Source organism: Actinomadura sp. DC4, assembly GCF_030406325.1.
Taxonomy (GTDB): Bacteria; Actinomycetota; Actinomycetes; order Streptosporangiales; family Streptosporangiaceae; genus Actinoallomurus.
The window spans coordinates 198,294-222,012 of the sequence record NZ_JAUEQY010000019.1 but is presented as its reverse complement, the minus strand read 5'-3'; the positions used below and the strand labels follow the sequence as shown (position 1 = coordinate 222,012).

The window sequence follows — 23,719 nt, the reverse complement described above, 5'->3', positions numbered from 1 at the left end:
CGGCCGCTTGTGGTTCCCTCTGTCGTTGTCTCTCGTTTGGTGTTTGGTGTTGTCCCTGGGGGTCTGTGCCCGTCTTGTGCTGTGTGTTGGGTTCTGTTGTTTTTTGGGTGTCTCGTCGGGCGTGCCCCCCGGCGGCGGCGGCCGGGAAGCTGATCGTGAACGGCTGGCCCCCCCCCCCCCCCCCCCCGTCGGGGGGGGGGGGGGGGGGGGGGGGGGGGCGGCGGGGGGGGGGCCCCCCCCCCCCCCCCCCCCGCCCCCCCGCGCGCGGCGGCCGCGGGGGGGGGGGGCGCCCCCCCCCCCGCCCCCGTGGCCTCAGCCGAGGGTCAGGTGTTCCAGACCTGGAGGCCGGAGAGCTGCCCGGCCGACCAGCCCGAGTTCGCGGTGATGTTCACCCGGAAGTACCTCTGGGTCGCGGTGATGGGGATCGTGACGGTGTTGTTCGACGAGGGGTTGAAGGAGTACGCCGCGGACGCCTTGACCGTCGAGAAGGACGAGCCGTCGTTGCTGCCGAGGACCGACAGCGTCTCGCTGCGCGCCTCCCACGACGCGGGCAGTTGCAGCACCACCCGGCTCGCGCTCTGCGCCGAGCCGAGGTCGACCTGGACCCACTGCGGGAAGGCGTTGTTCGCGCTCTCCCAGTAGGTGTTCTGGTCGTTGTCGGTGACGTTGCCCGACGGATAGACATCGGTGTGGCTGGACTCGGCGGTGGGCCTGCCCGCCGCCAGGTCGACCGAAGAGCCGCCCGCGCCGACACCCGTGAGAGCCACCGTGGTCGGGCTGTTGGCCGCGTTGCTGGTGACCGTGAGCGCGCCCGCACGCGTGCCGGAGGCCGTCGGACGGAAGCTGACGTTCGCGGTGCAGGAGGCCCCGGCGGCGATCGAGCCGCCGCACGTGCTGGTCATCGTGTAGTCGCCGGAGGCCACGATCGAGGTGAGCGAGGCCGTCGCCGTGCCGGTGTTGGAGATGGTCACGGCCTTGGCCGCGCTGGTGGTGCCCAGAGCCTGGCTCGCGAAGCTCAGCGAGCCCGGGTTCGCGGACAGGGTCGCCGACGGAGTGGACGTCCCGCCGCTGGGATAGACCTCGAACTCCGACACCTGTCCCGCCGGCCAGCCGGAGTTGGCGGTGACGTTGACGCGGACGTAGCGGGCGTTCGTGGCCGGGGTCGCGATGTTCACGACGTTGGCCGGCGAGGTGAAGGTGTAGGTGGCGGAGGGCACGACGGTGCTGAAGCTCGTGCCGTTCGTACTGGTCTGCACCGACAGGGTCTGCGTACGCGTGCCCCACGAGGACGACGGCGGCAGCTTGAGCGTCACCTTGCCGACCGAGTAGCTCGCGCCGAGGTCGACCTGCAGCCACTGCGGGAACGCGTTGTTCGCGCTCTCCCAGTAGGTGTTCGCGTCACCGTCCGTCGTGGTCGACGCCGCCTGCGTGCCGTTCACCTCACTGCTCGCCGAGGCCGCCTTGCCCCGGGCGATGTTGGTGTCGGTGCCGATTCCGCTGCCGGTGAGGGCGACGGTCGTCGGGCTGTTGTTGGCGCTGCTGGTGATCGTGACGCTGCCCGTACGAGTGCCGGACGTCGTCGGGGTGAACTTGACGGTCACGGTGCAGGAGGCGCCGACCGCCAGGGTCGAGCAGTTGTTGGTCTGGTTGTAGTCGCCGCTCGCGCTGACGCCGGAGACCGTGGCCGAGGTGGTGCCGGTGTTGGTGACGGTGACCGCCTGGGTCGCCGCCGGGCTTCCGACGATCGTGCCGGCGAAGGACAGGCTGGAGGGGTCAGGGGTCAGGATCGGCCCGGGGGCCACGCCCGTACCGGACAGCGGGACCGAATTGGTGATGCCGGAGGCGGTGATCGAGAGGTTGCCGGTCCGCGAGCCCGTCGCGGTCGGGGTGAACTTCACGCTGACGGTGCAGGACCCGCCCGCCGCGATCGAGCTGCCGCAGGTGTTGGTCTGGGCGAAGTCACCCGTCGTGGCGATCGAGCCGACCGGGGCGGCGGCGGTGCCGCTGTTGGTGACGGTCACGCTCTGCGCGGGGCTCGTGGAGCCGGTGGCCACGGTGCCGAAGCCGACCGCGGTGGGGCTGATCGAGATCTGCGAGCCGTTGTCCGGCAGGTACGGAGGGAACGCCGGGTTGGTGATGTTCGAGCAGGCCGGCGTGCCGAAGATGCCGGAGTTGCCCCCGCCGTCGGTCAGTGTGAAGCCGACGCCGCAGTTGTAGATCGGGGCCGGTGCCTGCGTCCCGGTCGCGGTGCTGTTGGTGATCTTGGCCGAGCCGCCGACCTGTTCCTGGACGACCCACGTGCCGGTGTTCTGGATCGTCGCGTTGTTGATCGAGACGTTCGTGATGCTCGACCCCGAGACGAATTGGATCGCCTCGTACGGGCTCTGCTGGATGAGGATGTTGTCGACGTTGACCTGGCCGCTCATCGCGGCGTCGCGCGCGTCGAACCACAGCGCGCCCACACCGAAGTTCCAGTTCGGGTCCAGGCTGCCCGACCGGATGATCGTGTTGCGGAGCACGTCCGTACGGCCCAGCGTCGTCGAGGCGAAGCGCTGCGCGACGTGGATGCCGCCGCCCTGGGTGAGGCCGGCGTCGATGACGCGGTTGTCGGAGACGGTGTTGTCGTGGCCGCCGTAGATCGCGATGCCGTTGGCGAGGATCGGGTACTGCACGGTGTCGTGGTCGAAGGAGTCGTTGGCGTCGGCGTTCTGGTCGGCCCAGGTCGCCAGGCCGTCGTCGCCGAGGTTGCGCAGGTCGCTGTTGGTGACCTTGGAACCGGTCACGCCGTCGTGGAAGTTGACGCCGTCCGCCGTGACGTTCCGGATGCGCATGCCGCTGAACACGAGGTTGCTCATCGGCCCGTCCATCCAGGCGCCGACCTTCTCGTGCTCGATCCAGACGCGGTCGACGGTGGAGTTGCTGAGCGCGCCGCCGATGCCGTTGACCTGGGCGCCGTCGTTGCGCTCCTGGACGTCACCGAAGATCGCGAAGTCCGCGAGGTGCACGCCGGTGCTGCCGCTCGGCGCGTTGTCGCCGTAGAAGCCGGGCGCCGCGCCGACGACGGTCGAGCGCCACATGCCGGCGCCCTTGACCGTGACGTTGTTCAGGATCAGGTGGCCGGGGATCTTGAAGGTGCCCTCGGGGATCCAGACCGTACCCCCGGAGCCGGCCGCGGAGATGGCGGAGTTGAACGCGGCGGTGGAGTCGGCGGCGCCGGTCGGGTCGGCGCCCTTGCCGGTCACCGAGACGGAGCCGGACGGCTGGGACAGCGCGCCGGCGACGTTCTCGAAGTCGGCGAAGTCGATCGTGTACGAGGACGCGCCGCCGGCGTCGACCTGGAGCCGGAACTTCGTGCCCGCGGCGTAGGTGGTGGAGAAGAGGCGGTGGACCTCGTCGTAGAAGTGGTGCGGGTTGCTCCCCGGCGAGTTGGTGAAGGGGTAGCCGCCGTAGTACCAGCTGTAGGCGTTGGTCAGCGTGAAGTCGGACTGCTTGGTGCCGTTGACGTACAGCGACAGCGGCGCCGTGTAGACCGAGCCGCCGGAGGTGTCCGGGATGCTGTAGCGGAAGTCGATGGAGTTCGTGGCGACGGGGGTGGTGAACTCCACGTACTTGCCGCTGCCCTGCAGTGTCACCGCCTTGCGGTACGACGCCTCGGCGGGAAGCGTGTTGTAGGCGGCGCTCGGGCCGATGACGGTGCCGTTGGTGGCCGAGTTCTCGGCCTGGACCTCGACGTAGGGAAGTGTCGCGCCGACACCGCCGGTCGCGGCGGCGGAGGCCGGGCTCGCGGACAGGGTGACGACGCCGGCGGCGATCAGCACGCTGCTGAGGATGGCGCCGAGTCGGGATCTGAGTCCCGTGTGCGGTTTGGACATGCGCTGCTCACTCTCGGTGGGGCCCCAAAAGCTCACGGACAGCACGCCGAAACGCGGGAGCCGGCGCCGGCAACGCCCCACGGACCAGTTGAATCTCCGCCCGGTACGTACGGCGATAGAGGACGAAAGCCCCAGCAAGGGACGGGGTGGATCGTGCTACCGGGGACGGTAACCCCGCCGACACATTTACGCAATATCCGAACAGGTTGTTGCATGTTCGAAAGTAAGAAGCAGTAAGACACTCATCGTTCGTAGGAAATCCAGGACAGGTTGCGAAGAAGGTAACTTGGGCCGGTCCGGCGGAGTGCTTCCGTCCAGGTCCGTGTACGCGGGTGGTTTGCTAAGGGGAGCTGCCTCCGTTTAGGGTGGAGGGTGCCGGAGAGTCCTCCGGTTGGAGAGGTAGCGCCTCCTCGGCTCCACCGCCGACACCAGGATCACTCGTGACCATCCATGACAGCGTCACCATTCGGAATACCGGCGAGCGCCCGCGCCGGGCACCACGCCTCGCGGCCGTACGTCTCGGCACGCATGGTGCTCCGGCCCCTCACGGCCGCCGCGCGGAGTCCTGCCTCCAGGAGATCTGATGGACCAGACCAATTCCAGCGCCATCGCGCTGAGCGTGAACGGCGAGACCTACTCGATCACGGTCGACAACCGCACGACCCTGCTCGACGCACTACGCGAACATCTCGACCTGACCGGCACCAAGAAGGGCTGTGACCAGGGGCAGTGCGGGGCCTGTACGGTCCTGCTCGACGGGCGGCGGACCAACTCCTGCCTCCAGCTCGCGGTCGCGGCCGAAGGGCGCTCGGTCACCACCATCGAGGGCATGGCCGACGGAGACCGGCTGCACCCCGTGCAGCAGGCCTTCCTCGACCGCGACGGTTACCAGTGCGGCTACTGCACGCCCGGCCAGATCTGCTCCGCGGTCGCCGTGATCGAGGAACACGCCGCCGGCTGGCCGAGCGCCGCGACCGACGACGTACGGCCCGAGGCCGGCGCGCCGCGGCTGACCGACGACGAGATCCGCGAGCGCATGAGCGGCAACCTGTGCCGCTGCGGCGCGTACGTCTCGATCGTGCGCGCGGTCGCGGACGCCGCCGAGGCGCACGCCGAGCACGACGAGAGCGTGAAGGTGACGGCATGAGGGAGTTCGGCTACCAGCGCGCGACCGGTGTGCCCGAGGCGGTCGCCCTGCTCGAGGACAACCCCGAGGGGCGGTTCCTCGGCGGCGGCACCAACCTGGTCGACCTGATGAAGATCGGGGTGGAGAAGCCCGACCTGCTCGTCGACGTACGCGGGCTGCCGCTCAACCGGATCGAGGTCACCGCCGGCGGCGGGCTGACGATCGGCGCGACCGTGACCAACAGCGACCTCGCCGCCGACCCCGAGGTCAGGCGCCGCTACCCGGCGCTGTCCCAGGCCGTGCTCGCGGGCGCCTCCGGGCAGTTGCGCAACATGGCGACCGTCGGCGGGAACCTCTTGCAGCGCACCCGCTGCGGATACTTCGGCGACACGTCGCAGCCGTGCAACAAGCGCGAGCCCGGCAGCGGCTGCCCCGCCCACACCGGCGAGAACCACAACCACGCGATCCTCGGCTGGACCGAGCACTGCGTGGCGACGCACCCCTCGGACATGGGCGTCGCGCTCGCCGCCTTCGACGCCGTCGTCCTGCTGTGGACGGCGGACGGGCCGGCCGAGCTGCCCCTGTCGGAGTTCTACCTGCCGGTCGGCGACACCCCGGACCGCGAGACCGCGCTGCCGCCCGGCGCGCTGATCACGGGCGTGACCCTGCCGGCCGCGCCCGTGGCCGCCCGGTCCCGCTACCGCAAGGTGCGCGAGCGCGCGTCCTACGCGTTCGCGAACGGCTCGATCGCCGCCGCCCTGGAGGTCGAGGACGGCGTCGTAGGGGACGTGCGTCTCGCGTTCGGCGCGGTCGCCTCCCGTCCGTGGCGCGCGCGGACCGCCGAGCGGGCCCTGACCGGAGGTCCGGCGACGGCCGAGGCGTTCACGGCCGCCGCCGACGCCGAGCTGGCCGCCGCCCGGCCACTGGCGCACAACGCCTACAAGGTGGCGCTCATCCGGAACCTCGTCGTGGCCACGCTGACCGAGCTCACCGAGGAGGCCGCGCGATGACCACCGGTACGACCACCACCGCGACGCCACGTACGCCCGTCGTCGGCACCGCGAGCACCCGCATCGAGGGTCTGGCCAAGGTGACCGGCGCGGCCCGCTACGCCGGCGAGGTCCCGTTCGAAGACCTCGCGTACGGCTGGCTGGTGACCTCGACCGTGGCCCGTGGCCGGATCCGGTCGATCGACACCGAGCCCGCCCTCGCGATGCCCGGCGTGCTCACCGTGCTCGACCACCGGAACGCGCCGCGCCTCGCGCCCGACGTGGGCATGATGGGCCCCGACGCGACCCTGCAGATCCTCCAGGACGACAAGGTCCCGCACGTCGGCTGGGTGGTGGCGCTCGTGGTCGCCACCACGCTGGAGCAGGCCAGGGCCGCCGCCGGCGCGCTCGTCGTCACCTACGACGAGGAGCCGCACGACGTCGTCTTCAGCGGCCACCACCCCGGTCTCTACACCCCCGTACCCGGCGGGCTCACGGGCCCGGACGTGGAGAAGGGCGACATCGAGGCCGAGCTGGCCGGCTCCGCCGTGGTGGTGGACGAGGAGTTCACCACGCCGGAGGAGTACCACAGCGCGATGGAGCCGCACGCCGCCGTCGCGCGCTGGGACGCCGGGCGGCTGGACGTCGTCGACTCCAACCAGGGCTCGTACGCCATCGCCCAGGACCTGGCCAAGCTGTTCTCCCTCGACGCGACCTCGGTACGCGTGCGCTCGGAGCACGTCGGCGGCGCCTTCGGGTCCAAGGGCCTGATGCGCCCGCACCTCGTGCTCGCCGCGATGGCCGCCACCACGCTCGACCGGCCGGTCCGGGTGACCCTCACCCGCCGCCAGATGTTCGCGCTGGTGGGGTTCCGGCCCGCGACCGCCCACCGGATCCGGCTGGGAGCGGACGCCGACGGACGCCTGCGGGCGCTGGACCACGAGGCCTCCACCTTCACCTCGCAGCTCAGCGAGTACGTGGAGCAGAGCACGCGGTCCAGCCGCGTCATGTACGCGACCGACGCGCTGCGCGCCCGTACGAAGGTGGTGCGGCTCGACACGCCGACGCCGACCTTCATGCGCGCGCCGGGCCTGGCGCCCGGCTCGTTCGCCGTGGAGTCGGCGATGGACGAGCTCGCCGTGAAGCTCGGCATGGACCCGATCGCGCTCCGCGTCCGCAACGAACCCGCGGTCGCGCCCGCCTCGGGCCTGCCGTTCAGCAGCCGCGAGCTCATCGCCTGCCTCGAGGAGGGGGCCCGGAGGTTCGGCTGGGCGGGCCGCGACCCGCGTCCGGGCATGCGCCGGGACGGGCGCTGGCTCGTCGGCACCGGGATGGCCGCCGCCACCCACTCCGCCGGGATCGCGCCGTCCTCGGCGTCGATCACCGCCGAGGCGGACGGCACCTTCACCGTACGGATCGGCGCGACCGACGTCGGGACCGGCGCGCGTACGGCGCTCAAGCACATCGCCGTCGACGCGCTGGACGCGCCTCCGGAGGCCGTCCGGGTGGAGATCGCGGACAGCGACTTCGGGCCCGCGTTCCTGGCGGGCGGCTCGATGGGCACCGGCTCCTGGGGCTGGGCGGTCATCGAGGCGGCGTCCAAGCTGCGCGAACGGCTCGCCTTCACCGATGAGATCCCCGGAGAGGGGATCACGGTGCGGGGGGAGACCTCGGAGCTGATCAAGGCCCGCGAGCCCAAGGAGTGCCACGGCTACGGGGGCCAGTTCGCCGAGGTCGCGGTCGACGTGGCCAGCGGAGAGGTACGCGTACGGCGGCTGCTCGGGATCTACGCCGTCGGCCGGGTCGTCAACCCGCTGACCGCGCGCAGCCAGCTCATCGGCGGCATGATCATGGGCCTGTCGATGGCGCTGCACGAGGAGGGCGTCCGGGACGCGGTGTCCGGCGGCCTGGTCAACGGCGACCTCGCCGGCTACCACGTGGCCTCCAACGCGGACGTGCCGGCGATCGAGGCCGACTGGGTCGAGGACGTGGACACCTACAACCCCAGCGGGATCAAGGGACTCGGCGAGATCGGCATCGTGGGCGTCGCGGCGGCCATCGCCAACGCGGCCTACCACGCGACCGGTGTACGCCAGCGCGCCCTGCCGATCCGCCTCGACCGTACGCTGGGCGCGGAGGCGGGAGCCGCGGCGAGCTGACGCGAGGAGGCCGGGACGTGAGCCGGGACTGGCGGGCGTGGCACGACGGTTGCGACCGGCCCGGCTCCGCGCCGGCGCGGCGGCTGCGGGCGGTCCAGGGACGCCCTCGATTTCTGATCGTCCCGGGGCTATCGTTCGCCGCGTGGCGTACGACATCGCGGAGCCGTACGGGCCGCTCATCGAGAGCACGCTGCGGCTCCTGACCTGGAACGTCTGGGCGCGCTTCGGCCCGTGGGAGCGGCGTGAGAAGGCCGTCCTCGCGACGCTGGAGCGCCACGACCCGGACATCGTCGGCCTGGTCGAGGCCTGGGACGGGCAGGGCGAGCGGCTGGGGATGCCGCACCACGTGTTCGCCGGCGAGGGCGAAGGAGTGGCGGTCCTGTCCCGCTGGCCCGTCGAGCGCCACGAGTACCGCACGCTCGCCGGGCCCGAGGACGGCACCGGCGCGGTCCTGTTCGCCGAGATCGCCGGTCCGCGCGGGGCCGTCCAGGTCTTCGTAGTGGCGCTGACGTGGCGGCTGGAGCACAGCGCCGTACGGCAGGCGCAGGTGCGCGAGGTGGCGGCGTTCGTCGCGGACGTCCAGCGGCGGCGCGGCCCGACGGTCGTGTGCGGCGACTTCAACGCGGATCCGGACAGCGACGAGATCCGTCTCCTCACCGGCAGGTCCGCCCCCGCGGTGCCGGAGCTCGTCTGTTACGACGCGTGGGAGACCGCGGGCACGGGCGGGCCCGGCCACACCTGGGCGCGGACCAACTCCTGGGCGGTGCCGATGCTGTGGCCCGACCGCCGGATCGACCATGTCTTCTCCGCCTGGCCACGGCGCGGCGGCGCGGGCCATCCGGTCCACTGCGAGGTGGTCGGCACCGAGGCGGTCGACGGCGTACTCCCCTCCGACCACTACGGAGTCCTCGCCGACCTGCGGTACTGAGCGACAGTTCCGGCGGCCCGAATTGCGCGGTGAGATTGGGGGAGCGTCGCCGTTTGGCGCCGTCGCCGACCATCGGTATGCTGGCCGCGCTGGTCTTCCGGCAGGGCCCTGTACGTCGGGGTTACGCAGGGGCCGGGTGCGAAGAACCCGGTTCGTGCAACGGGAGAACGTCCGCTAAGCTGGGCGTCGCCCCGCAAGGAAGACCAAGCGGGCAGATGAGGTCCCGTCGTCTAGTGGCCTAGGACGCCGCCCTCTCAAGGCGGTAACGCCGGTTCAAATCCGGTCGGGACTACAGGTCAAAGGCTGATCACCATAACGGTGGTCGGCCTTTTCCCATTTATGGCGCCTTCTCCGGAGCACCACGAATCACGCCCGCCCCATGCCTTTCCGAAATGCTGACGCGTGGCTCAGCCGAGCAGCGCTAGCGCCTCCTGCGAGGGCAGCTCCGCGCCGCGTTCGAAGGCCGAGGCGTACGCCGCGTCGCCGATCAGCTCCCGTGCCCCGCCGGCGACGCGGGCGACGTCCGGATCTCCGGCGACGGACATCCCGCGCAGCGCGGTGCCGGCGCCGAGCAGGAGCGCGGCCCGCTCCCCATCCTTCGAGCACAGCGCGACCCCGGCCATGCCCTCGGCGACGTCCGCGACCGCCCGCAGGTCGCCGTACCCGGCGCTCAGGGCGAGCGCCTGGCGGTACCGGGAGCCGGCCCCGGCGGCGTCGCCCTCGGCCTCCGCCACCCGGCCGAGCCCGACGAGCACCCGCGCCCGTACCTCGTGGACGCCGAACGCCTCGCTCGTGCACACGCTCAGCGCGCTCTCGCCCTGGCGGCGGGCCTCGGCGAGGTCGCCGCTCAGCCGGGCCAGCTCGGCGAGCCCGTGCCGGACGTGCGCCACCGTCGGCGCCGCTCCCGACCGGCGGGCGAACTCACCGGCCCGCTCGTAACAGGCACGCGCCTGCGTGAAGTCGCCGGCCCGCGTCATCCGCTCGGCGCGCAGGCACAGCAGGTCGGTCGTGTCCTCGGCGGCGCCGAGCTCGCTCACCAGCGTGAACGCCTCATCGGCCAGGGCGACCGACCGGCCGTCCTCGCCACGAGCGGCGGTGAGCCGTGCCAGGGCCGTGAGCGCGCCGGCCAGTCCCCAGCGGTCGCCGGTCGTACGGAACCCCTCGACGCTCGCCTCGAACTCCGCCCCGGCCCCGGTCGCGTCGCCGGAGAACATCCGGATGTAGCCCCACCCGAAGTGGCGGAGCGCCCACGACCACGGGTCCTGGGCCATCAGGCGTTCCTGCAGCTCGACGTCCGCGTCGGTGGGGCCCGAGCTGACCGCCCAGAGCACGGTGACCATGGGCCGCAGCGGCGGGTGGCCAGGATCGAGGTTCGCCATGATCGACTCGATGATCCGGCGGTGGTCGCGGACCAGCGGTCCCTGGACCCCGCCGTGCACGGCCGTCATGAGGGCCAGGACGTACTCCTCCTCCAGCCCGGCGGGCGGCTCGGGCCCGATGAGGCCGAGCAGCTCCACGGCCTCGGGCACGCCCTCGGTGCGCAGGCCGCGCAGCCACCAGTACGACACCATCGCGGCGAGCAGCCGCAGCGCCAGGCGGCGGTCGGCGTGGACGGCCCGGCGCAGCGCCGCCATGAGGTTGCCGTGGTCGGCGCCCAGCCGGGCCAGCCACTCCACCTGCTCGGCACGCCGCATGTACGGCTCGGCGGTCTCGGCCAGGTCCAGGAAGTACGCGGTGTGCGCCGCGTGGACGGCGTCCCGCTCGCCGGCCTCGGCCAGCCGCTCGGCGCAGAACGCCCGGATCGTGTCCAGCATGCGGTAACGGCCCGCGGAGTCCTCGATCAGGGACTTGTCGACGAGGTCGGCGAGCAGCTCGTCGGCCTCCTCGGCCGGCATTCCGCACACCTCGGCCACGGCCTCGGGCGTCGCGCCGCCGGCGAACACCGTGAGCCGCCGGGCCAGCGTCCGCTCGTCGTCGCGCAGGAGGTCCCAGCTCCACTCGATCACCGCGCGCAGGGTCCGGTGCCGCGGCGCCTTCGTACGGTCGCCGCGCGACAGCAGCCGGAACCGGTCGTCCAGCCGCGCGGCGATCTCGGCGACCGTGAGCGCGCGCAGCCGCGCGGCGGCCAGCTCGATGGCCAGCGGCAGCCCGTCCAGCGCGACGCAGATCCGCTGGATCGTCTCCACCTCGGCGGCCGGATCGAAGCCGGGGCGCACGGCGGCGGCGCGATCGGCGAACAGGCGGATCGCCGGATAGCCGAGTGCGCCGGGCGCGTCCGCCGCGGGCGGGGGGAGGGGGAGCGGCGGGAGCGGGCACAGCGCCTCGCCGGTGATGCCGAGCGGCTCGCGGCTCGTGGCCAGCACGCGTACGCCGGGACAGGCGCCGAGCAGGCGGCCCGCGAGCCGGGCCGCGTTGCCGATGACGTGCTCGCAGTTGTCGAGGATGAGCAGGATCCGGCGCTCGGACAGGGCGGCGACCAGCCGCCCGGCCGGGTCGGGTCGCTGCTCCGGCGGTTGCGCGAACAGGCCGGTCTCGCGCAGGCCGAGCGCCTCGATCACCGCCTGGGCGACCGTGCAGCCTTGTCCGGCGGCCTCCTGGCCTGCGCCGATCGGGGCCAGGTCGACGAAGCGGACCTCGCCCTTCTCCTGGCCGGCCGCCTCGATCGCCAGGCGTGTCTTGCCCGCGCCGCCGGGCCCGAGGAGCGTGACGAGCCGTCCGGCGGCGAGAAGCCCGCCGATCCGCTGGAGCTCCTCCTCGCGGCCGACGAAGCTGGTCAGCTGCGCGGGAAGTCCGGCGGGCGCCGCCGAGACGGGCTCGGGCTCGGCGCGGAGCACGGCGAGGTGCACGGCGGTGAGCTCGGGCGAGGGGTCGGCGCCGAGGTCCTCGGCGAGGGTACGCCGCGCATCGTCGAAGACCGCGAGCGCGTCGGCCTGCCGTCCGCTGCCGTACAGCGCCCGCATGAGGAGCCCGCGCGGCCGCTCGCGCAGCGGGTACGCCGTGACCAGCGCGGTGAGCTCGGGGACGAGGTCGCGGTGGCCGCCCAGCGCCAGCTCGGCCTCGGCGCGCTCCTCGACCGCGGAGACGCGCAGTTCCTCCAGCCGCGCGGTCTGCGCCGCGGCGAACGGGGCCGCGCTCACGTCGGCGAACGCTGGCCCGCGCCACAGGTCGAGGGCCGCGCGCAGCAGGCGGGCCGCCTCGGCCGGATCTGCCGCGCGCCGTCCCTCGGCGAGGAGGCGCTCGAACCGGTGGGCGTCGACGTCGTCGGGGTCGACGGCGAGCCGGTAGCCGGCCGCGTCGAACGCGACCAGGTCCCCGGCGTCGCCCAGCCCGCGGCGGAGCCGCGAGACCTGGGACTGGAGGGCGTTGGCCGCGCCGGACGGGGGCTCTTCGCCGTACAGCCCGTCGATGAGGCGTTCGGCGGTGACCGGCCGCCCGGCGCTCAGCAGCAGGAGGGCGAGGAGGGAACGCACCCGTGGCCCGCCGACCGGTACGACGCCGCCGTCGGCGGAGCGCACCTCCGTCGCGCCCAGGATGCCGAACCACATGGCGTTGATTGTCGCCCATACCGGCGGAATCAGGGGTACGTATTGATCGAAATCAACATTGACCATCATTGACGATGTTGCGACGATTTCCGCCATGAGCACCGTCATGGGGGCCGGCGACGACACGCTGGCCGGTCTGTTCGCCGCGTCGCCGCTCCATTTCGCCGGCTCGCCGCTCTACTCCCGCGTCGGCCAGGTGGTCGCGGGCGACGAGCGCCTGCTCGCCGTCGCGGCGCAGGCGCGGGCGGGCCAGATCCCGTCCAACCTGCTGTTCGCGTCGGTGCACTACCTGCTTCTGCGCGATCCGGCGCACGAGCTGGCGGCCTGGTACCCCTCGCTCGGCGGTACCGCGGAGGGCGACCCGGGGCCGGCGTTCACCGCCTTCTGCCTGGACCGGCGCGCCGAGATCGTCGCGCTGATGCGCCGCCGCCTCGTGCAGACCAACGTGGTGAAGCGGTCCCTGGTCCTGCGCGCCGGCCTCGCGGTGGTCGCGTCGATGACGCGTGAGCCGGTGACGCTGGTCGAGGTGGGGTGCAGTGCCGGGGTGCACCTGCGGTTCGACGACTACCGGTACGACTTCGCCGGGCGGACGTGGGGGAGGGCGTCCTCACCGGTCGTCGTGTCGGCGGCCTGGCGCGGTGAGACGGCGGCTCCGGACCTCGATCCCGTTCCGGACCTCGCGGACCGGGTCGGCATCGACCTCAACCCGATCGATGCCACCGATCCGGACGAGAGGCGGTGGCTCCGGGCGCTGGTCTGGCCGGAGAACGGCGCGCACGCGGTGCTGCAGGACGCGGCGCTCGAAGCGGTGGCGCGAAACCCTCCGCGTACGGTCGCGGGGGACGCGGTCGAGGTGCTGCCGCAGGTCGTCGCGGAGGTGCCGAGGGGAGCGCCGGTGGTGGTCTTCCACTCGGCGACGCGGATCCACGTGCCGGCCGGGCGGCGCGAGGCGTTCGACGCGGCCATCGCGGACGTCGGGCGCGACCACGCGCTGTTCCATCTGTCGTACGAGGCCTACGAGGGCCTCGACGAGACCTCCTTCGGCCTCACGCTGAGCCGGGACGCCGGGCCGGGACGGTTGCTTGCCGTCGGCCATGGACACGGAGAATGGCTGGCCGGACCGGTCTGAGGCCGGTCCGTACTAAGACGGGGTGGTCAGAGGATGGCGAACGAGGCCCACACCGCCTTGCCCCCGCCGAGCAGAGGGGTCCAGCCCCATGCCCGGCTCATCGCCTCGATGATGTGCAGGCCCCGGCCGGTCTCGGTGACCCAGTCCGGCTCCTGCATCTTCGGGGCGGTGTCGGTCGGGTCGGTGACCATGCAGACCAGCTGGCATTCGTAGCGCACGAGCACCAGCCGCAGGAGACTGCCGGCGCCCGGGCTGAGCCCGTAGCGGATGGCGTTCGTCACGAGTTCGGAGACGACGACCGCTGCGTCGTCGTAGAACTCGCCCAGACTCCAGCGAACAAGTGTGGCTTTGGTCACATGCCGCGCTATGCCCGGCGATGCGACTTCGGGGGGAAGGTCACTGGCCGCGACCAGAGGGCGGTCGCCCTGTGGCCGGGGTCTGCCGTCAAAAGGGTGCAGCCAGTCGTCCCAACCCTGGTCATTGAGTGGGATACCGGTCGTTTCGCTCGGCGGCGGGATGTTCATTGCGAACCCTGGGGAAGTCGTGTTCGTCGCAAGGCGTGTGGTGCGTCGTTCCGCTATCTTGCTCCTCAAGTCGTGCATATGCAAGCACACTTGCACGCACGGATGCACGTGCAAGTGCACGGGCGTTGGTTTGCCGGGGGGAGCGGCCCGGGCCGTGTTTCAGCGGACCGGCAGTCCTCGATTGACGGCTTGGAGGGCGAGATGTATCAGGCCTACAACGGAATATCGGCGGCCAGCTTGCGAGAGGCCAGCTGGCTCAAGAGCCATGTCAGCAATCCGAGCGGCAACTGCGTGGAACTGGCCGAACTGCCGTGCGGAGAGATCGCGATCCGCAACTCGCGGTTCCCGGACGGACCCGCGCTGCTCTACACGAGGGCGGAGATCGACGCATTCATCAAGGGGGCCAAGGACGGCGACTTCGATCACATGCTTGCTTGAGGCAAGCGCTTTGCAACGAGAGGCTCCAGTGGGACACTGGGCCGATTCCAGTGTCCTTAGGGGAGCACATGATCGGGTCCCAGCCCGGCGGTGAAGAGTCTGCCGGCAGCATGTTCGGCCAGCATCGTGGTGGCCCGACCGTGCTGCGCATCGTGCTGGGCTCGCAGTTGCGGCGGTTGCGCGAAGAACGGCAGATCACGTGTGAGGAGGCCGGGACGGCGATCCGGGCGTCCCACTCCAAGATCAGCCGGATGGAGCTCGGCCGGGTGCGTTTCCGGCGCCGCGACGTCGCGGACCTGCTGACGCTCTACGGGCTCGCCGAGCCGGACGTGCGTGAGGCGATGCTGTCGCTCGCCGACCGGACGAGCGCTCCCGGCTGGTGGCACAGCTACTCCGACATCCTTCCCAACTGGTTCGAGATCTACATCGGCCTCGAAGAGGCCGCCTCGCGGATCCGCACGTACGAGGTCCAGTTCGTTCCCGGGCTGCTCCAGACCGAGGACTACGCACGCGCCGTGACACTGCTCGGGCACCCGACGTCGCCCGGGCACGAGGTGGAGCGGCGCGTCGGCCTGCGCATGCGGCGGCAGTCGCTGCTGTCCGCACCGCAGTCACCGCACCTGTGGGCGGTGGTCGACGAGGCGGTGCTCCGCCGTCCGCTGGGCGGCGGAAAGGTGATGCGCCGGCAGCTGGAGCACCTGGTCGAGGTGACCGAGCTCCCCAACGTCACGCTCCAGATGGTGCCCTTCAACCGGGGCGGCCACGCGGCGGCCGGCGGGCCGTTCAGCATCCTGCGGTTCGCCGAGCGCGACCTGCCGGACGTGGTCTACCTCGAACAGCTCACCAGCGCGCTCTACCTCGACAAGCGCGACGACGTGGATCACTACCACATGGTCATGGAGCGGCTCTGTATCGACGCCCAGCCGGCCTCGGAGATCCGCGACACCCTCCACCGCATCCTGCGCGACTTCTAGGGCCTGCGGCCGACTCCGCCGACGGTCCAGACGGCCTCGGCGCTCCGCCTGCTCGGGCGGATGTCGGGCCGCCACTGGCGCACGTAGACCAGGCCCGGGTCGACCAGCTCGAAACCGTCGAAGAACCGGCGCACGTCGTCGGTCGTCCGTGTGCCGCCCGTGTTCGGGCGGCCGAGGATGTCGCCGTAGATGTCCTTGATCGGGCGCGCGGCGTCCGGCCTCGCGTCGAAGACGACGTGCGAGAGCGCCAGGTAGCTCCCGGCCGGGATGGTGTCGCGCAGCCAGGCGACGCTCGTGAACGGGTCGTCCACGTGCGGGATGAAGTGCAGCGCGCCGAAGATCATGATGGCCATCGGCTCGTCGAAGTCGACGAGGCGGCGCACGTGACGGTCGGAGACGAGGTCCTCCGGGTGCAGGATGTCGCCCTCGACCACGGCGGTGTGCTCGTCGCAGGCGAGGATCGCCTGGCCGTGTGAGATGACGACCGGGTCGCTGTCGATATACACCACGCGGGCGCCGGGGACCACCGCGCGCGCCACCTCGTGGGTGTTCTGCCGGGTCGGGAGGCCGGACCCGATGTCGAAGAACTGCCGGACGCCCTGCTCGGCGATGTAGCGCACGGCCCGCCCGAGAAACCGGCGGTTCTCCGTCGCCATGGTCCTGAGTTCGGGAGCGATCGCGAGCAGCGCCTCGGCGGCTCGCCGGTCGGCGGCGAAATTGTCCTTACCGCCGAGGAAATAGTCGTTCATGCGGGCGATATTGGGTTTGGACGTGTCGAACTCCCCGAAGGCCCGCCGCGCCGCGCCGGTCACCATCTCATCCTTTCTTGCGCTTTGCCTTGATCTTAGACCGCACGCGTGGGATCGCACGTTCCGCTCGGTCGCTGGGCGCGATGGACGCAATGTGAGCTGGGACGATGTGGAGATTCGCGCACGTGGAAATGGTCGGATACGACCATTAAAAAAGGGGTACCGGCCGGTATTCAAAGGTCGCGCGCGAGCCGCCGTGCCTTGCGGCGTGCGTCCTTGGCCGTACGCGCCGTGCGGTCGTGTTCGCGTTCGGCCACCTGGGCCTTGCGGTCGAGGTCCGCGCGCCGGGTCTCGGCCTCGCGCAACCGTTCGCGCAGCGCGCCGAGGTCGTCGTCGGCCTCGGCCAGCCGGCCCCGCGCCTCCGCGAGGGCGGACTCCCACTCGGCGAGGGAGCGTTCGGCCGCATCGGCCTGGCGCTCGGCGGCCCGTGCCTCCTCCGCCCGGCGCTTGCGCTCGCGATCCTCGCTCGGCTTCTTCGGGGGCTTTGCCGGCTTCGGGGGCTTCGCGGCCGGGGGAGCGGCGGCGCCGAAGGGCCCGAAACCGGCGTGCCGCAGCGGATGGTCGAGCCGCCCGGCGCGTACGGCCTCGGCGGCCGAGGAGTCGGCGATGGCGGCCCGCAGCGTCTCCTCGACCTCGTCGGCGAAAGCGTCGCTCAGGGGCCGCCCGGCCTCGTCGGCCAGTGCGCGGGCCCGGCGTACGAGGTCGGCGACGAGGGAGCCGCGCTCGCCGTCGAGCGAGGCGAGGTCGCCGCCGTCCGACCACGCCGTGCGCATGCGCTCGCCCAGGTCGAGGAGCGGGCCGATGGCACCGTCGCGTACGAGCCGGTTCACCGCCCACGCGGGCACGGTCGGCCGGCGCAGCGCGGTGAGGCGGCGGCCGTCCTCGCGTGAGAGCTCGCCGGCCAGCCGCTTGCGCGTCGCCGTGAACTCCGAGGGCAGGACGCCGTACAGCTCGTCGGCGGCCGTGGCGAACTCCACACCGCCATGATTACCCGCGACGGACGTGCCGTGAAGCCGCGGATCTCAGTCCTCGATGAACCGCTCGGCGGAGGCGTTCTCCTGCGCCATCCGGCGTAGCGCGAGCAGCACCTTCTCGTACAGCACGTTGGTCGCGACCGCCGTCTCCACGGCCCGGCCGCGGTCGCCTTCGAAGGACATCCCCCCGACCTCGTGCTCGGCGATGATCGTGGCGGCCTCGATGTAGGGGCGCAGCTCGGTCCAGACGATCGGCCGCCCGAGGCCGCGCAGGGCGAGGAACGCCTGCGCGAGCAGGTCACGGGTCGGCGCGTCCTTCGTCACCCGCCAGCCGAGCTCGGCGACGATCGCGTCCACGTCCTCCCGCGCGGCCCGCCAGTCCGGGTCCTCCGGCTGCGGCTCGGCGACCGGGCTCAGCGCGTACGCCGCGGTGCCGAGCAGGTCGTGCAGCCCGATGTCCTCGTCGTCGACCGCGCCGACGACGCGCTTCACCGACGCGATCGGCAGGTCGCCCACCTCGCGGAGGGCGCGGATCAGCCGGAGCCGCTCCAGATGGCCGTCGTCGTACTCGGCCCTGGTCGCGGCGGTGGCCGCGCCCTTCGGCAGCAGGCCCTCACGGATGTAGTACTTGATCGTCTGGACCGGCAGGCCGCTGCGATCGCTGAGTTCTGAGACCTTCATGGCTCCCCCCTTGACTTGGATACTAGCGCTATCCAATTATTGGAGAGTGTCACTATCCAATGAGGGGCGCCCGATGGACCACGTTCTGCTGACCGACGGCCGCGAAGAGCGGCTCGACCTGGACGCCGACCTGCGGGCGCCGCTCAGCGCGCCGCTGCTCGGCTGGGTCCGCAAGCCGCACGGCTGGTGCCGTGACGACGCGTGCGTCCCGGCCGCCGCCGCACGGGCGGCGGAGGACGATCGAGGCGTCGACGTCGTCGCCTTCGCGGAGCTGACCGGCAAGGTCGCCGCCGTCGACCGCGATGAGCGCGTGATCGCCCTGGCCGACGCGGCGCCGATGCCCCCCGGCGGGCGGGCGCCGGACTTCACGCTCGACGGCCGTTCCCTGAGCGAGTTCCGCGGCCGCAAGGTGGCGCTGGTGTTCTGGGCGTCGTGGTGCGGCTGCCGGTACGACCTGCCGGCGTGGGAGGAGCGCCACCGGGCGCTGGAGCCGAGCGGCCTGACGGTCGTGAGCGTGGCCTGCGACCGCGACCCGGCCCAGGCGAGGCCCTGGCAGTCGGACCTGACGCATCCGGCCCTGGTCGACGCGGACGGGATCGTCGCCGAGCGCTACAACGTCATCAACGTCCCGACGGTCGTCTGGATCGACGAGGAGGGCCGCATCGCGCGGCCGCAGGACACCCAGACGGCGACGGACCTGTTCCGCTCGATGAACGGCATCGACTCGGAGGCGTCCCTGGCGGCCCTGCGCCGCTGGGTGGCCGAGGGCGACCGCGGCCTCACGGACGCCCAGATCGAGGAGAACCTGCGGGTGCCGACCCGTGAGGAACAGCGCGCCCGCGCCCACGCCCGGCTCGCGGTGTGGCTGGCCCGCGAGGGCCGCGCGGACGCCGCCGCCCGGCACCTCGCCAGGGCCGCCGAACTGGCTCCGCACGACGTGGCCATCCGCCGCGGCCTGATGCCCCTGGTCGGCACGGACCCCTTCGGTGACGCCTACTTCGCCCTGCGCGAGGAACTGCGGGCCCGCGGGATCCCCGTCTACCGGCCGCTGAACGTCGGGTAGGCGTGGGTCAGGGGCGGCGCATGGACTCGGAGATCTTCTCCGCGGCGGCGAGGATCGGCGGGGCGTGCATGCGGCCCGGGGAGCGGCTCAGCCGCTCGATCGGGCCGGAGACCGAGATGGCGGCGATCACCCGGGCGCCCGTGCCCCGGATCGGCGCCGACACCGACGCGACGCCCTGCTCGCGCTCGGCGACGCTCTGGGCCCAGCCCCGGCGGCGTACCGACGCCAGGGTGGTCGCGGTGAACTTCGCGCCGCGCAGGCCCCGGTGCAGGCGGTCCGGCTCCTCCCAGGCCAGCAGGATCTGGGCCGCGGACCCCGCGGTCATCGGCAGGGACGTGCCCACCGGGACGGTGTCGCGCAGGCCGCTCATCCGCTCGGCCGCCGCCACGCAGACCCGCGCGTCGCCCTGGCGGCGGTACAGCTGGGCGCTCTCGCCGGTCAGGTCGCGCAGCTGGGTCAGGATCGGCTGGGCCACGGCCAGCAGGCGGTCCTCGCCCGCGGCGGCGGCGAGCTCGGCCAGCCGGGGGCCGAGGATGAACCGGCCCTGGGTGTCGCGGTGGACCAGCCGGTGGTGCTCCAGCGCGACGGCCAGCCGATGCGCGGTCGGCCTGGCCAGGCCGGTCGTCTGCACGAGCTGGGCCAGCGACGCGGGCCCGGACTCTAGGGCGTTCAAGACGAGCACCGCTTTGTCAAGTACGCCGACTCCGCTAGAGTTGTCCATGCCTCGATACTGACGTCTCGCCATCTGAGATGCAAGTCGTGAGCGAAGGAGCCCAGGACCAAGAAGAGGTGAAGTGATGGGCCGGACACTTGCGGACAAGGTTTACGACGCGCACGTCGTGCACAGAGCAGACGGCGAGCCGGACGTGCTCTACATCGATCTTCACCTCATCCACGAGGTGACCAGCCCGCAGGCCTTCGACGGCCTGCGGATGGCGAACCGCACGATCCGCCGCCCCGACCTCACGATCGCGACCGAGGACCACAACGTCCCCACGAGCGACATCCTCCTGCCGATCGCCGACCCGGTGTCGCGCACGCAGGTGGAGACGCTGCGCAAGAACTGCGCCGAGTTCGGCGTGCGCCTCTACCCGATGGGTGACGCGGGGCAGGGCATCGTGCACGTCATCGGCCCGCAGCTCGGGCTGACCCAGCCGGGCATGACGGTGGTCTGCGGCGACTCGCACACCTCGACGCACGGCGCCTTCGGCGCGCTGGCCTTCGGCATCGGCACGAGCGAGGTCGAGCACGTCCTCGCCACCCAGACGCTGCCGCAGAAGCGTCCCAAGATGATGGCGGTCACCGTCGAGGGCGAGCTCCCGCACGGCGTCACGGCCAAGGACCTGATCCTGGCGATCATCGCCCGCATCGGCACCGGCGGCGGCCAGGGCCACATCATCGAGTACCGCGGCGAGGCCATCCGGTCGCTGTCGATGGAGGGCCGGATGACGGTCTGCAACATGTCGATCGAGGCCGGGGCCCGCGCCGGCATGATCGCGCCGGACGAGACGACCTTCGCCTACCTGGAGGGCCGCCCGCACGCGCCTCAAGGAGACGACTGGGAGGCCGCCAAGGAGTACTGGCGGTCGCTGCGCACCGACGACGACGCGACCTTCGACCGCGAGGTCGTCATCGACGCCTCCGAGCTGACCCCGTTCGTCACCTGGGGCACCAACCCCGGCCAGGGCGCGCCGCTCGGCGCGAGCGTGCCGGACCCGGCCGAGTACGACGACCCGACCCGGCGCAGCGCCGCCGAGCGGGCGCTGGAGTACATGGGCCTCAGCGCGGGCACGCCGCTGCGCGACATCGCGGTGAACACCGTGTTCGTCGGCTCCTGCACCAACGGCCGCATCGAGGACCTGCGGGCCGCCGCGGACATCATCAAGGGCCGCAAGGTCGCCGACGGCGTCCGCATGCTGATCGTGCCGGGCTCGATGAAGGTCAAGGCGCAGGCCGAGGAAGAGGGCCTTAACGCCGTGTTCACCGAGGCCGGTGCCGAGTGGCGCGAGGCCGGCTGTTCGATGTGCCTGGGCATGAACCCCGACCAGCTCAAACCGGGGGAGCGCAGCGCCTCGACCTCCAACCGCAACTTCGAGGGCCGGCAGGGCAAGGGCGGCCGTACCCACCTGGTCTCACCGGCCGTCGCCGCGGCCACCGCCGTCACCGGCCACCTGGCCGCGCCCGCCGACCTGTAACCGAGGAGTTCCGCCTGTCATGGACGCCTTCACCACCCACACCGGGCGCGCCGTGCCGCTCCGGCGCAGCAACGTCGACACCGACCAGATCATCCCGGCGGTCTGGCTCAAGCAGGTCAGCCGTACGGGTTTCGAGAAGGGCCTGTTCGGCGCCTGGCGCGAGGACCCGGGCTTCGTGCTCAACCGGCCGGAGTACGCCGGGGCCTCGATCCTGGTCGCCGGCCCGGACTTCGGCACCGGATCCTCGCGCGAGCACGCCGTCTGGGCGCTGCAGCAGTACGGCTTCCGCGCCGTCGTCTCGGCCCGGTTCGGCGACATCTTCCGCAACAACGCCACCAAGATGGGCCTGCTGCCGATCGAGCTGCCCGAGGCCGACGTCGAGCGCCTACAGGGCGAGATCGAGGCGAACCCCGCCGGGGAGTTCACCATCGACCTCGCCGCGCGCGAGCTGCGCTCCGGCGAGAGCGGAGTACTGTCCTTCGAGCTCGACGACTACACCCGCTGGCGGCTGCTGGAGGGCCTCGACGACATCGGCCTGACGCTGCGCCACGCGGACGAGATCACCGCGTTCGAGCAGGACCGGCGGTCCTGGCTCCCGGTGACCGCCTGACACACCTGAGTACGCTGACGGGGCGCTTGCCGCCCTGTCGGCGTGCGCGCCACACCGGCGCGCCACGAAACTCGGGTGTGATTATGACCGCACCGGACGGACCCCGGTGGAACGATCCGCAGCTCGACGCTCTGGCGGACGGGCTGCGGATCGCTCATGTCCGGGTCGCGGGCCTTCCGCCGCAGGTCAGACCCCAGATGACCCGGCATTTGCTGGTCATCACCGACCTCGCCAAGCGGGATGCCGCGCTCGCCCTGAGACGCCTCGAATCGTTCTTGAACGATCTCGGAGAGCGATGAAAACGTACCCCGAACGGCACTTCCGCCTGCGACACAGCCGAAAACCTCGGCCATGGGTGATTGTGTAGATGCTGTGAGTCCCCTAGTTTCAAGCGAGCAAGGGGGAAGAGGAGCAACCCATGAACAAGCGTGAGCTCGTCGACGCTGTCGCCGAACGAGTGGGCAGTAAGAAGGTCGCCACGGAGGCCGTCGACGCGATTCTGGACACCATCCAGGTCACCGTCGCCAAGGGGGAGAAGGTCGCCATCACTGGCTTCGGATCCTTCGAGAAGGCCGATCGGCCGGCCCGAGAGGCCCGCAACCCGGCGACAGGCGCCACCATCAAGGTTCCAGCGACGTCGGTGCCGAAGTTCAAGGCCGGTGCCGACTTCAAGGGCCAGGTGGCCGGTCCAAAGAAAAAGTAACCGCCACAGATAACCCGCATACGGCTACGGCGCCCGTGGAGACATCGTCTCCCGGGCGCCGTCGTCGTTGAACCCCGCTCAGGGCAGGGGGAACGTGGACAGCGTGATGGCGGTGATCCACTCGCCGTCGACGGCGATGTTGACCCGCTGGCCGAGCCGCAGCAGCCGCAGGCCGCCCGCGTCGAACGCCAGCGCGCCGAACGCCACCTCGGTCCCGTCGTCGAGCAGCACGCTCCCGCTGCGGGTCTCGCGGTCGTACGCCTTCACCGTCGCCTGCATGCCTCAGAGCCTAATGGCGTGCGAGGGGGAGCAGGGGGGCCACGGAGGCGGTGCGGGGGCCGACGCCGAGTTCGAGGGCCACGCGCAGGTCCTCGATGGTGTCGACGTCGCGGCGTACGCTCGGCACGTCGTCCAGGGCCAGCTCCCGCGCGCCGCCCTCGCGGTGCCGCAGCCGGGAGTCCGTGCCGAACGCGGGGGAGAAGTCCGCTCCCGGGCGTGCGGTGTAGAGCGTGGTGCCGATCCCGGCCGCGTCGGGCACGAAGGCGTTCGGCGCCGCGGCGGCGGCCTCCAGCACCCGGTCCAGCTCGGCGGGGCGCAGGGCGGGCAGGTCGGCGCTCAGCGCGCCCACCGCGCTGTCGGGGGCGCGCAGGCGCGCGTGGGCCACGCCGTGCACGAGCGCGGGGTTCAGGCCGCTGTCGGGCTCGTCCGGCACGATGACGGCGCCGAGCGCCGCGAGCTCCGGCGCGGCGATCGGATCGTCGGTGACGACCACGACCCCCTGCACCCGCGAAGATCGGAGTACGGCCGATACCGTGTCGGTCGCGATGGCCAGCGCGAGCCGCTCGCGGTGCGGCCCGGCCGGTCCGGAAAGGCGTGACTTCGCGCGTGCCAGCGGTTTGACCGGCACGACGAGAGTCCAGGTGAGGCGGTGGGTACGAGGCATCGTGGGTCGACACTATGCGGAACCAACCGCGAGACTTGACCAGACCCCGCGGTTCCG

General features: G+C 71.9%; 21 protein-coding genes and 1 tRNA gene. 13 read left to right on the top strand and 9 right to left on the bottom strand.

Translation table 11 applies throughout. From position 1 onward, the window contains the following. Window positions 1-323: 323 nt before the first annotated feature. Entirely contained in the window at window positions 324-3,872 is a 3,549-nt protein-coding gene (locus QWU11_RS29165) for a choice-of-anchor D domain-containing protein (protein ID WP_290117650.1), read from the bottom strand. A 583-nt stretch (window positions 3,873-4,455) separates the two neighbouring features. Here QWU11_RS29165 and QWU11_RS29160 point away from each other — a divergent pair. The 5 genes from QWU11_RS29160 (at window position 4,456) to QWU11_RS29140 (ending at window position 9,366) form a co-directional block, all read left to right on the top strand. Beyond that, the gene (locus QWU11_RS29160; RefSeq protein WP_290117649.1) at window positions 4,456-5,019 is read left to right on the top strand and encodes a 2Fe-2S iron-sulfur cluster-binding protein; all 564 of its coding nucleotides are present in this window, start codon (window positions 4,456-4,458) and stop codon (window positions 5,017-5,019) included. Then, the gene (locus QWU11_RS29155; RefSeq protein WP_290117648.1) at window positions 5,016-6,008 is read left to right on the top strand and encodes a xanthine dehydrogenase family protein subunit M; all 993 of its coding nucleotides are present in this window, start codon (window positions 5,016-5,018) and stop codon (window positions 6,006-6,008) included. The genes QWU11_RS29160 and QWU11_RS29155 overlap by 4 nt, the downstream gene beginning before the upstream one ends. Further along, entirely contained in the window at window positions 6,005-8,146 is a 2,142-nt protein-coding gene (locus tag QWU11_RS29150; protein ID WP_290117647.1) for a xanthine dehydrogenase family protein molybdopterin-binding subunit, read from the top strand. The genes QWU11_RS29155 and QWU11_RS29150 overlap by 4 nt, the downstream gene beginning before the upstream one ends. A 142-nt stretch (window positions 8,147-8,288) precedes the next feature. Beyond that, complete coding sequence (locus tag QWU11_RS29145; protein ID WP_290117646.1) at window positions 8,289-9,074, top strand: endonuclease/exonuclease/phosphatase family protein; 786 nt, start codon at window positions 8,289-8,291, stop codon at window positions 9,072-9,074. Window positions 9,075-9,293: 219 nt separating this feature from the next. Continuing rightward, window positions 9,294-9,366, top strand: a tRNA-Glu gene (locus QWU11_RS29140). Window positions 9,367-9,481: 115 nt separating this feature from the next. On the opposite strand, the gene QWU11_RS29135 is transcribed toward QWU11_RS29140, so the two are convergent. Beyond that, the gene (locus tag QWU11_RS29135) at window positions 9,482-12,619 is read right to left on the bottom strand and encodes a BTAD domain-containing putative transcriptional regulator (protein WP_290117645.1); all 3,138 of its coding nucleotides are present in this window, start codon (window positions 12,617-12,619) and stop codon (window positions 9,482-9,484) included. A gap of 94 nt (window positions 12,620-12,713) precedes the next feature. Here QWU11_RS29135 and QWU11_RS29130 point away from each other — a divergent pair, with 94 nt between their 5' ends. Further along, window positions 12,714-13,748 carry a DUF2332 domain-containing protein gene (locus QWU11_RS29130; RefSeq protein ID WP_290117644.1) on the top strand — a complete coding sequence of 345 codons (1,035 nt, stop codon included), beginning with the start codon at window positions 12,714-12,716 and terminating at the stop codon, window positions 13,746-13,748. A gap of 26 nt (window positions 13,749-13,774) precedes the next feature. On the opposite strand, the gene QWU11_RS29125 is transcribed toward QWU11_RS29130, so the two are convergent. After that, window positions 13,775-14,104, bottom strand: a complete 330-nt coding sequence (locus tag QWU11_RS29125; RefSeq protein WP_290117643.1) for an ATP-binding protein — start codon at window positions 14,102-14,104, stop codon at window positions 13,775-13,777. A 369-nt stretch (window positions 14,105-14,473) separates the two neighbouring features. Between QWU11_RS29125 and QWU11_RS29120 the strand changes: the two genes are divergently transcribed. Then, on the top strand, window positions 14,474-14,710 hold the full coding sequence (locus QWU11_RS29120) for a DUF397 domain-containing protein (RefSeq protein WP_290117642.1): 237 nt from the start codon (window positions 14,474-14,476) through the stop codon (window positions 14,708-14,710). A 110-nt stretch (window positions 14,711-14,820) separates the two neighbouring features. Then, entirely contained in the window at window positions 14,821-15,684 is an 864-nt protein-coding gene (locus tag QWU11_RS29115; RefSeq protein WP_290117641.1) for a helix-turn-helix transcriptional regulator, read from the top strand. Here QWU11_RS29115 and QWU11_RS29110 read toward each other — a convergent pair. The 3 genes from QWU11_RS29110 to QWU11_RS29100 all read right to left on the bottom strand — a co-directional run bounded on the left by QWU11_RS29110 (window position 15,681) and on the right by QWU11_RS29100 (window position 18,148). Continuing rightward, window positions 15,681-16,499 carry an SAM-dependent methyltransferase gene (locus QWU11_RS29110; protein WP_290117640.1) on the bottom strand — a complete coding sequence of 273 codons (819 nt, stop codon included), beginning with the start codon at window positions 16,497-16,499 and terminating at the stop codon, window positions 15,681-15,683. The two genes, QWU11_RS29115 and QWU11_RS29110, sit on opposite strands and share 4 nt — an antisense overlap. Window positions 16,500-16,666: 167 nt before the next feature. Next, entirely contained in the window at window positions 16,667-17,470 is an 804-nt protein-coding gene (locus QWU11_RS29105; protein WP_290117639.1) for a hypothetical protein, read from the bottom strand. Between the two features lie 45 nt (window positions 17,471-17,515). Beyond that, a complete protein-coding gene (locus QWU11_RS29100; protein ID WP_290117638.1) occupies window positions 17,516-18,148 on the bottom strand; it encodes a MerR family transcriptional regulator in 633 nt (210 codons plus the stop codon). Between the two features lie 73 nt (window positions 18,149-18,221). Between QWU11_RS29100 and QWU11_RS29095 the strand changes: the two genes are divergently transcribed. Beyond that, on the top strand, window positions 18,222-19,211 hold the full coding sequence (locus QWU11_RS29095; protein ID WP_354670913.1) for a TlpA disulfide reductase family protein: 990 nt from the start codon (window positions 18,222-18,224) through the stop codon (window positions 19,209-19,211). A 7-nt stretch (window positions 19,212-19,218) separates the two neighbouring features. Here the strand turns inward: QWU11_RS29095 and QWU11_RS29090 are convergent, their stop codons facing one another. Next, window positions 19,219-19,932 carry an IclR family transcriptional regulator gene (locus QWU11_RS29090; protein ID WP_290117637.1) on the bottom strand — a complete coding sequence of 238 codons (714 nt, stop codon included), beginning with the start codon at window positions 19,930-19,932 and terminating at the stop codon, window positions 19,219-19,221. A gap of 76 nt (window positions 19,933-20,008) precedes the next feature. Here QWU11_RS29090 and leuC point away from each other — a divergent pair, with 76 nt between their 5' ends. From leuC to QWU11_RS29070, 4 genes are all read left to right on the top strand, one after another. Then, on the top strand, window positions 20,009-21,406 hold the full coding sequence (gene leuC / locus QWU11_RS29085) for a 3-isopropylmalate dehydratase large subunit (protein ID WP_290117636.1): 1,398 nt from the start codon (window positions 20,009-20,011) through the stop codon (window positions 21,404-21,406). A gap of 19 nt (window positions 21,407-21,425) precedes the next feature. Further along, window positions 21,426-22,016 carry a 3-isopropylmalate dehydratase small subunit gene (leuD, locus tag QWU11_RS29080; protein WP_290117635.1) on the top strand — a complete coding sequence of 197 codons (591 nt, stop codon included), beginning with the start codon at window positions 21,426-21,428 and terminating at the stop codon, window positions 22,014-22,016. An 83-nt stretch (window positions 22,017-22,099) separates the two neighbouring features. After that, on the top strand, window positions 22,100-22,315 hold the full coding sequence (locus QWU11_RS29075; RefSeq protein ID WP_290117634.1) for a hypothetical protein: 216 nt from the start codon (window positions 22,100-22,102) through the stop codon (window positions 22,313-22,315). 119 nt (window positions 22,316-22,434) lie between these two features. Next, window positions 22,435-22,719: an HU family DNA-binding protein gene (locus QWU11_RS29070; protein ID WP_290117633.1), complete on the top strand. Its 285-nt coding sequence runs from the start codon at window positions 22,435-22,437 to the stop codon at window positions 22,717-22,719. 78 nt (window positions 22,720-22,797) lie between these two features. Here the strand turns inward: QWU11_RS29070 and QWU11_RS29065 are convergent, their stop codons facing one another. Together QWU11_RS29065 and cofC are read right to left on the bottom strand one after the other, a co-directional pair. Beyond that, window positions 22,798-22,998: a hypothetical protein gene (locus tag QWU11_RS29065; protein WP_290117632.1), complete on the bottom strand. Its 201-nt coding sequence runs from the start codon at window positions 22,996-22,998 to the stop codon at window positions 22,798-22,800. Window positions 22,999-23,008: 10 nt separating this feature from the next. Next, window positions 23,009-23,662 carry a 2-phospho-L-lactate guanylyltransferase gene (gene cofC, locus QWU11_RS29060; RefSeq protein ID WP_290117631.1) on the bottom strand — a complete coding sequence of 218 codons (654 nt, stop codon included), beginning with the start codon at window positions 23,660-23,662 and terminating at the stop codon, window positions 23,009-23,011. Window positions 23,663-23,719: the final 57 nt, after the last annotated feature.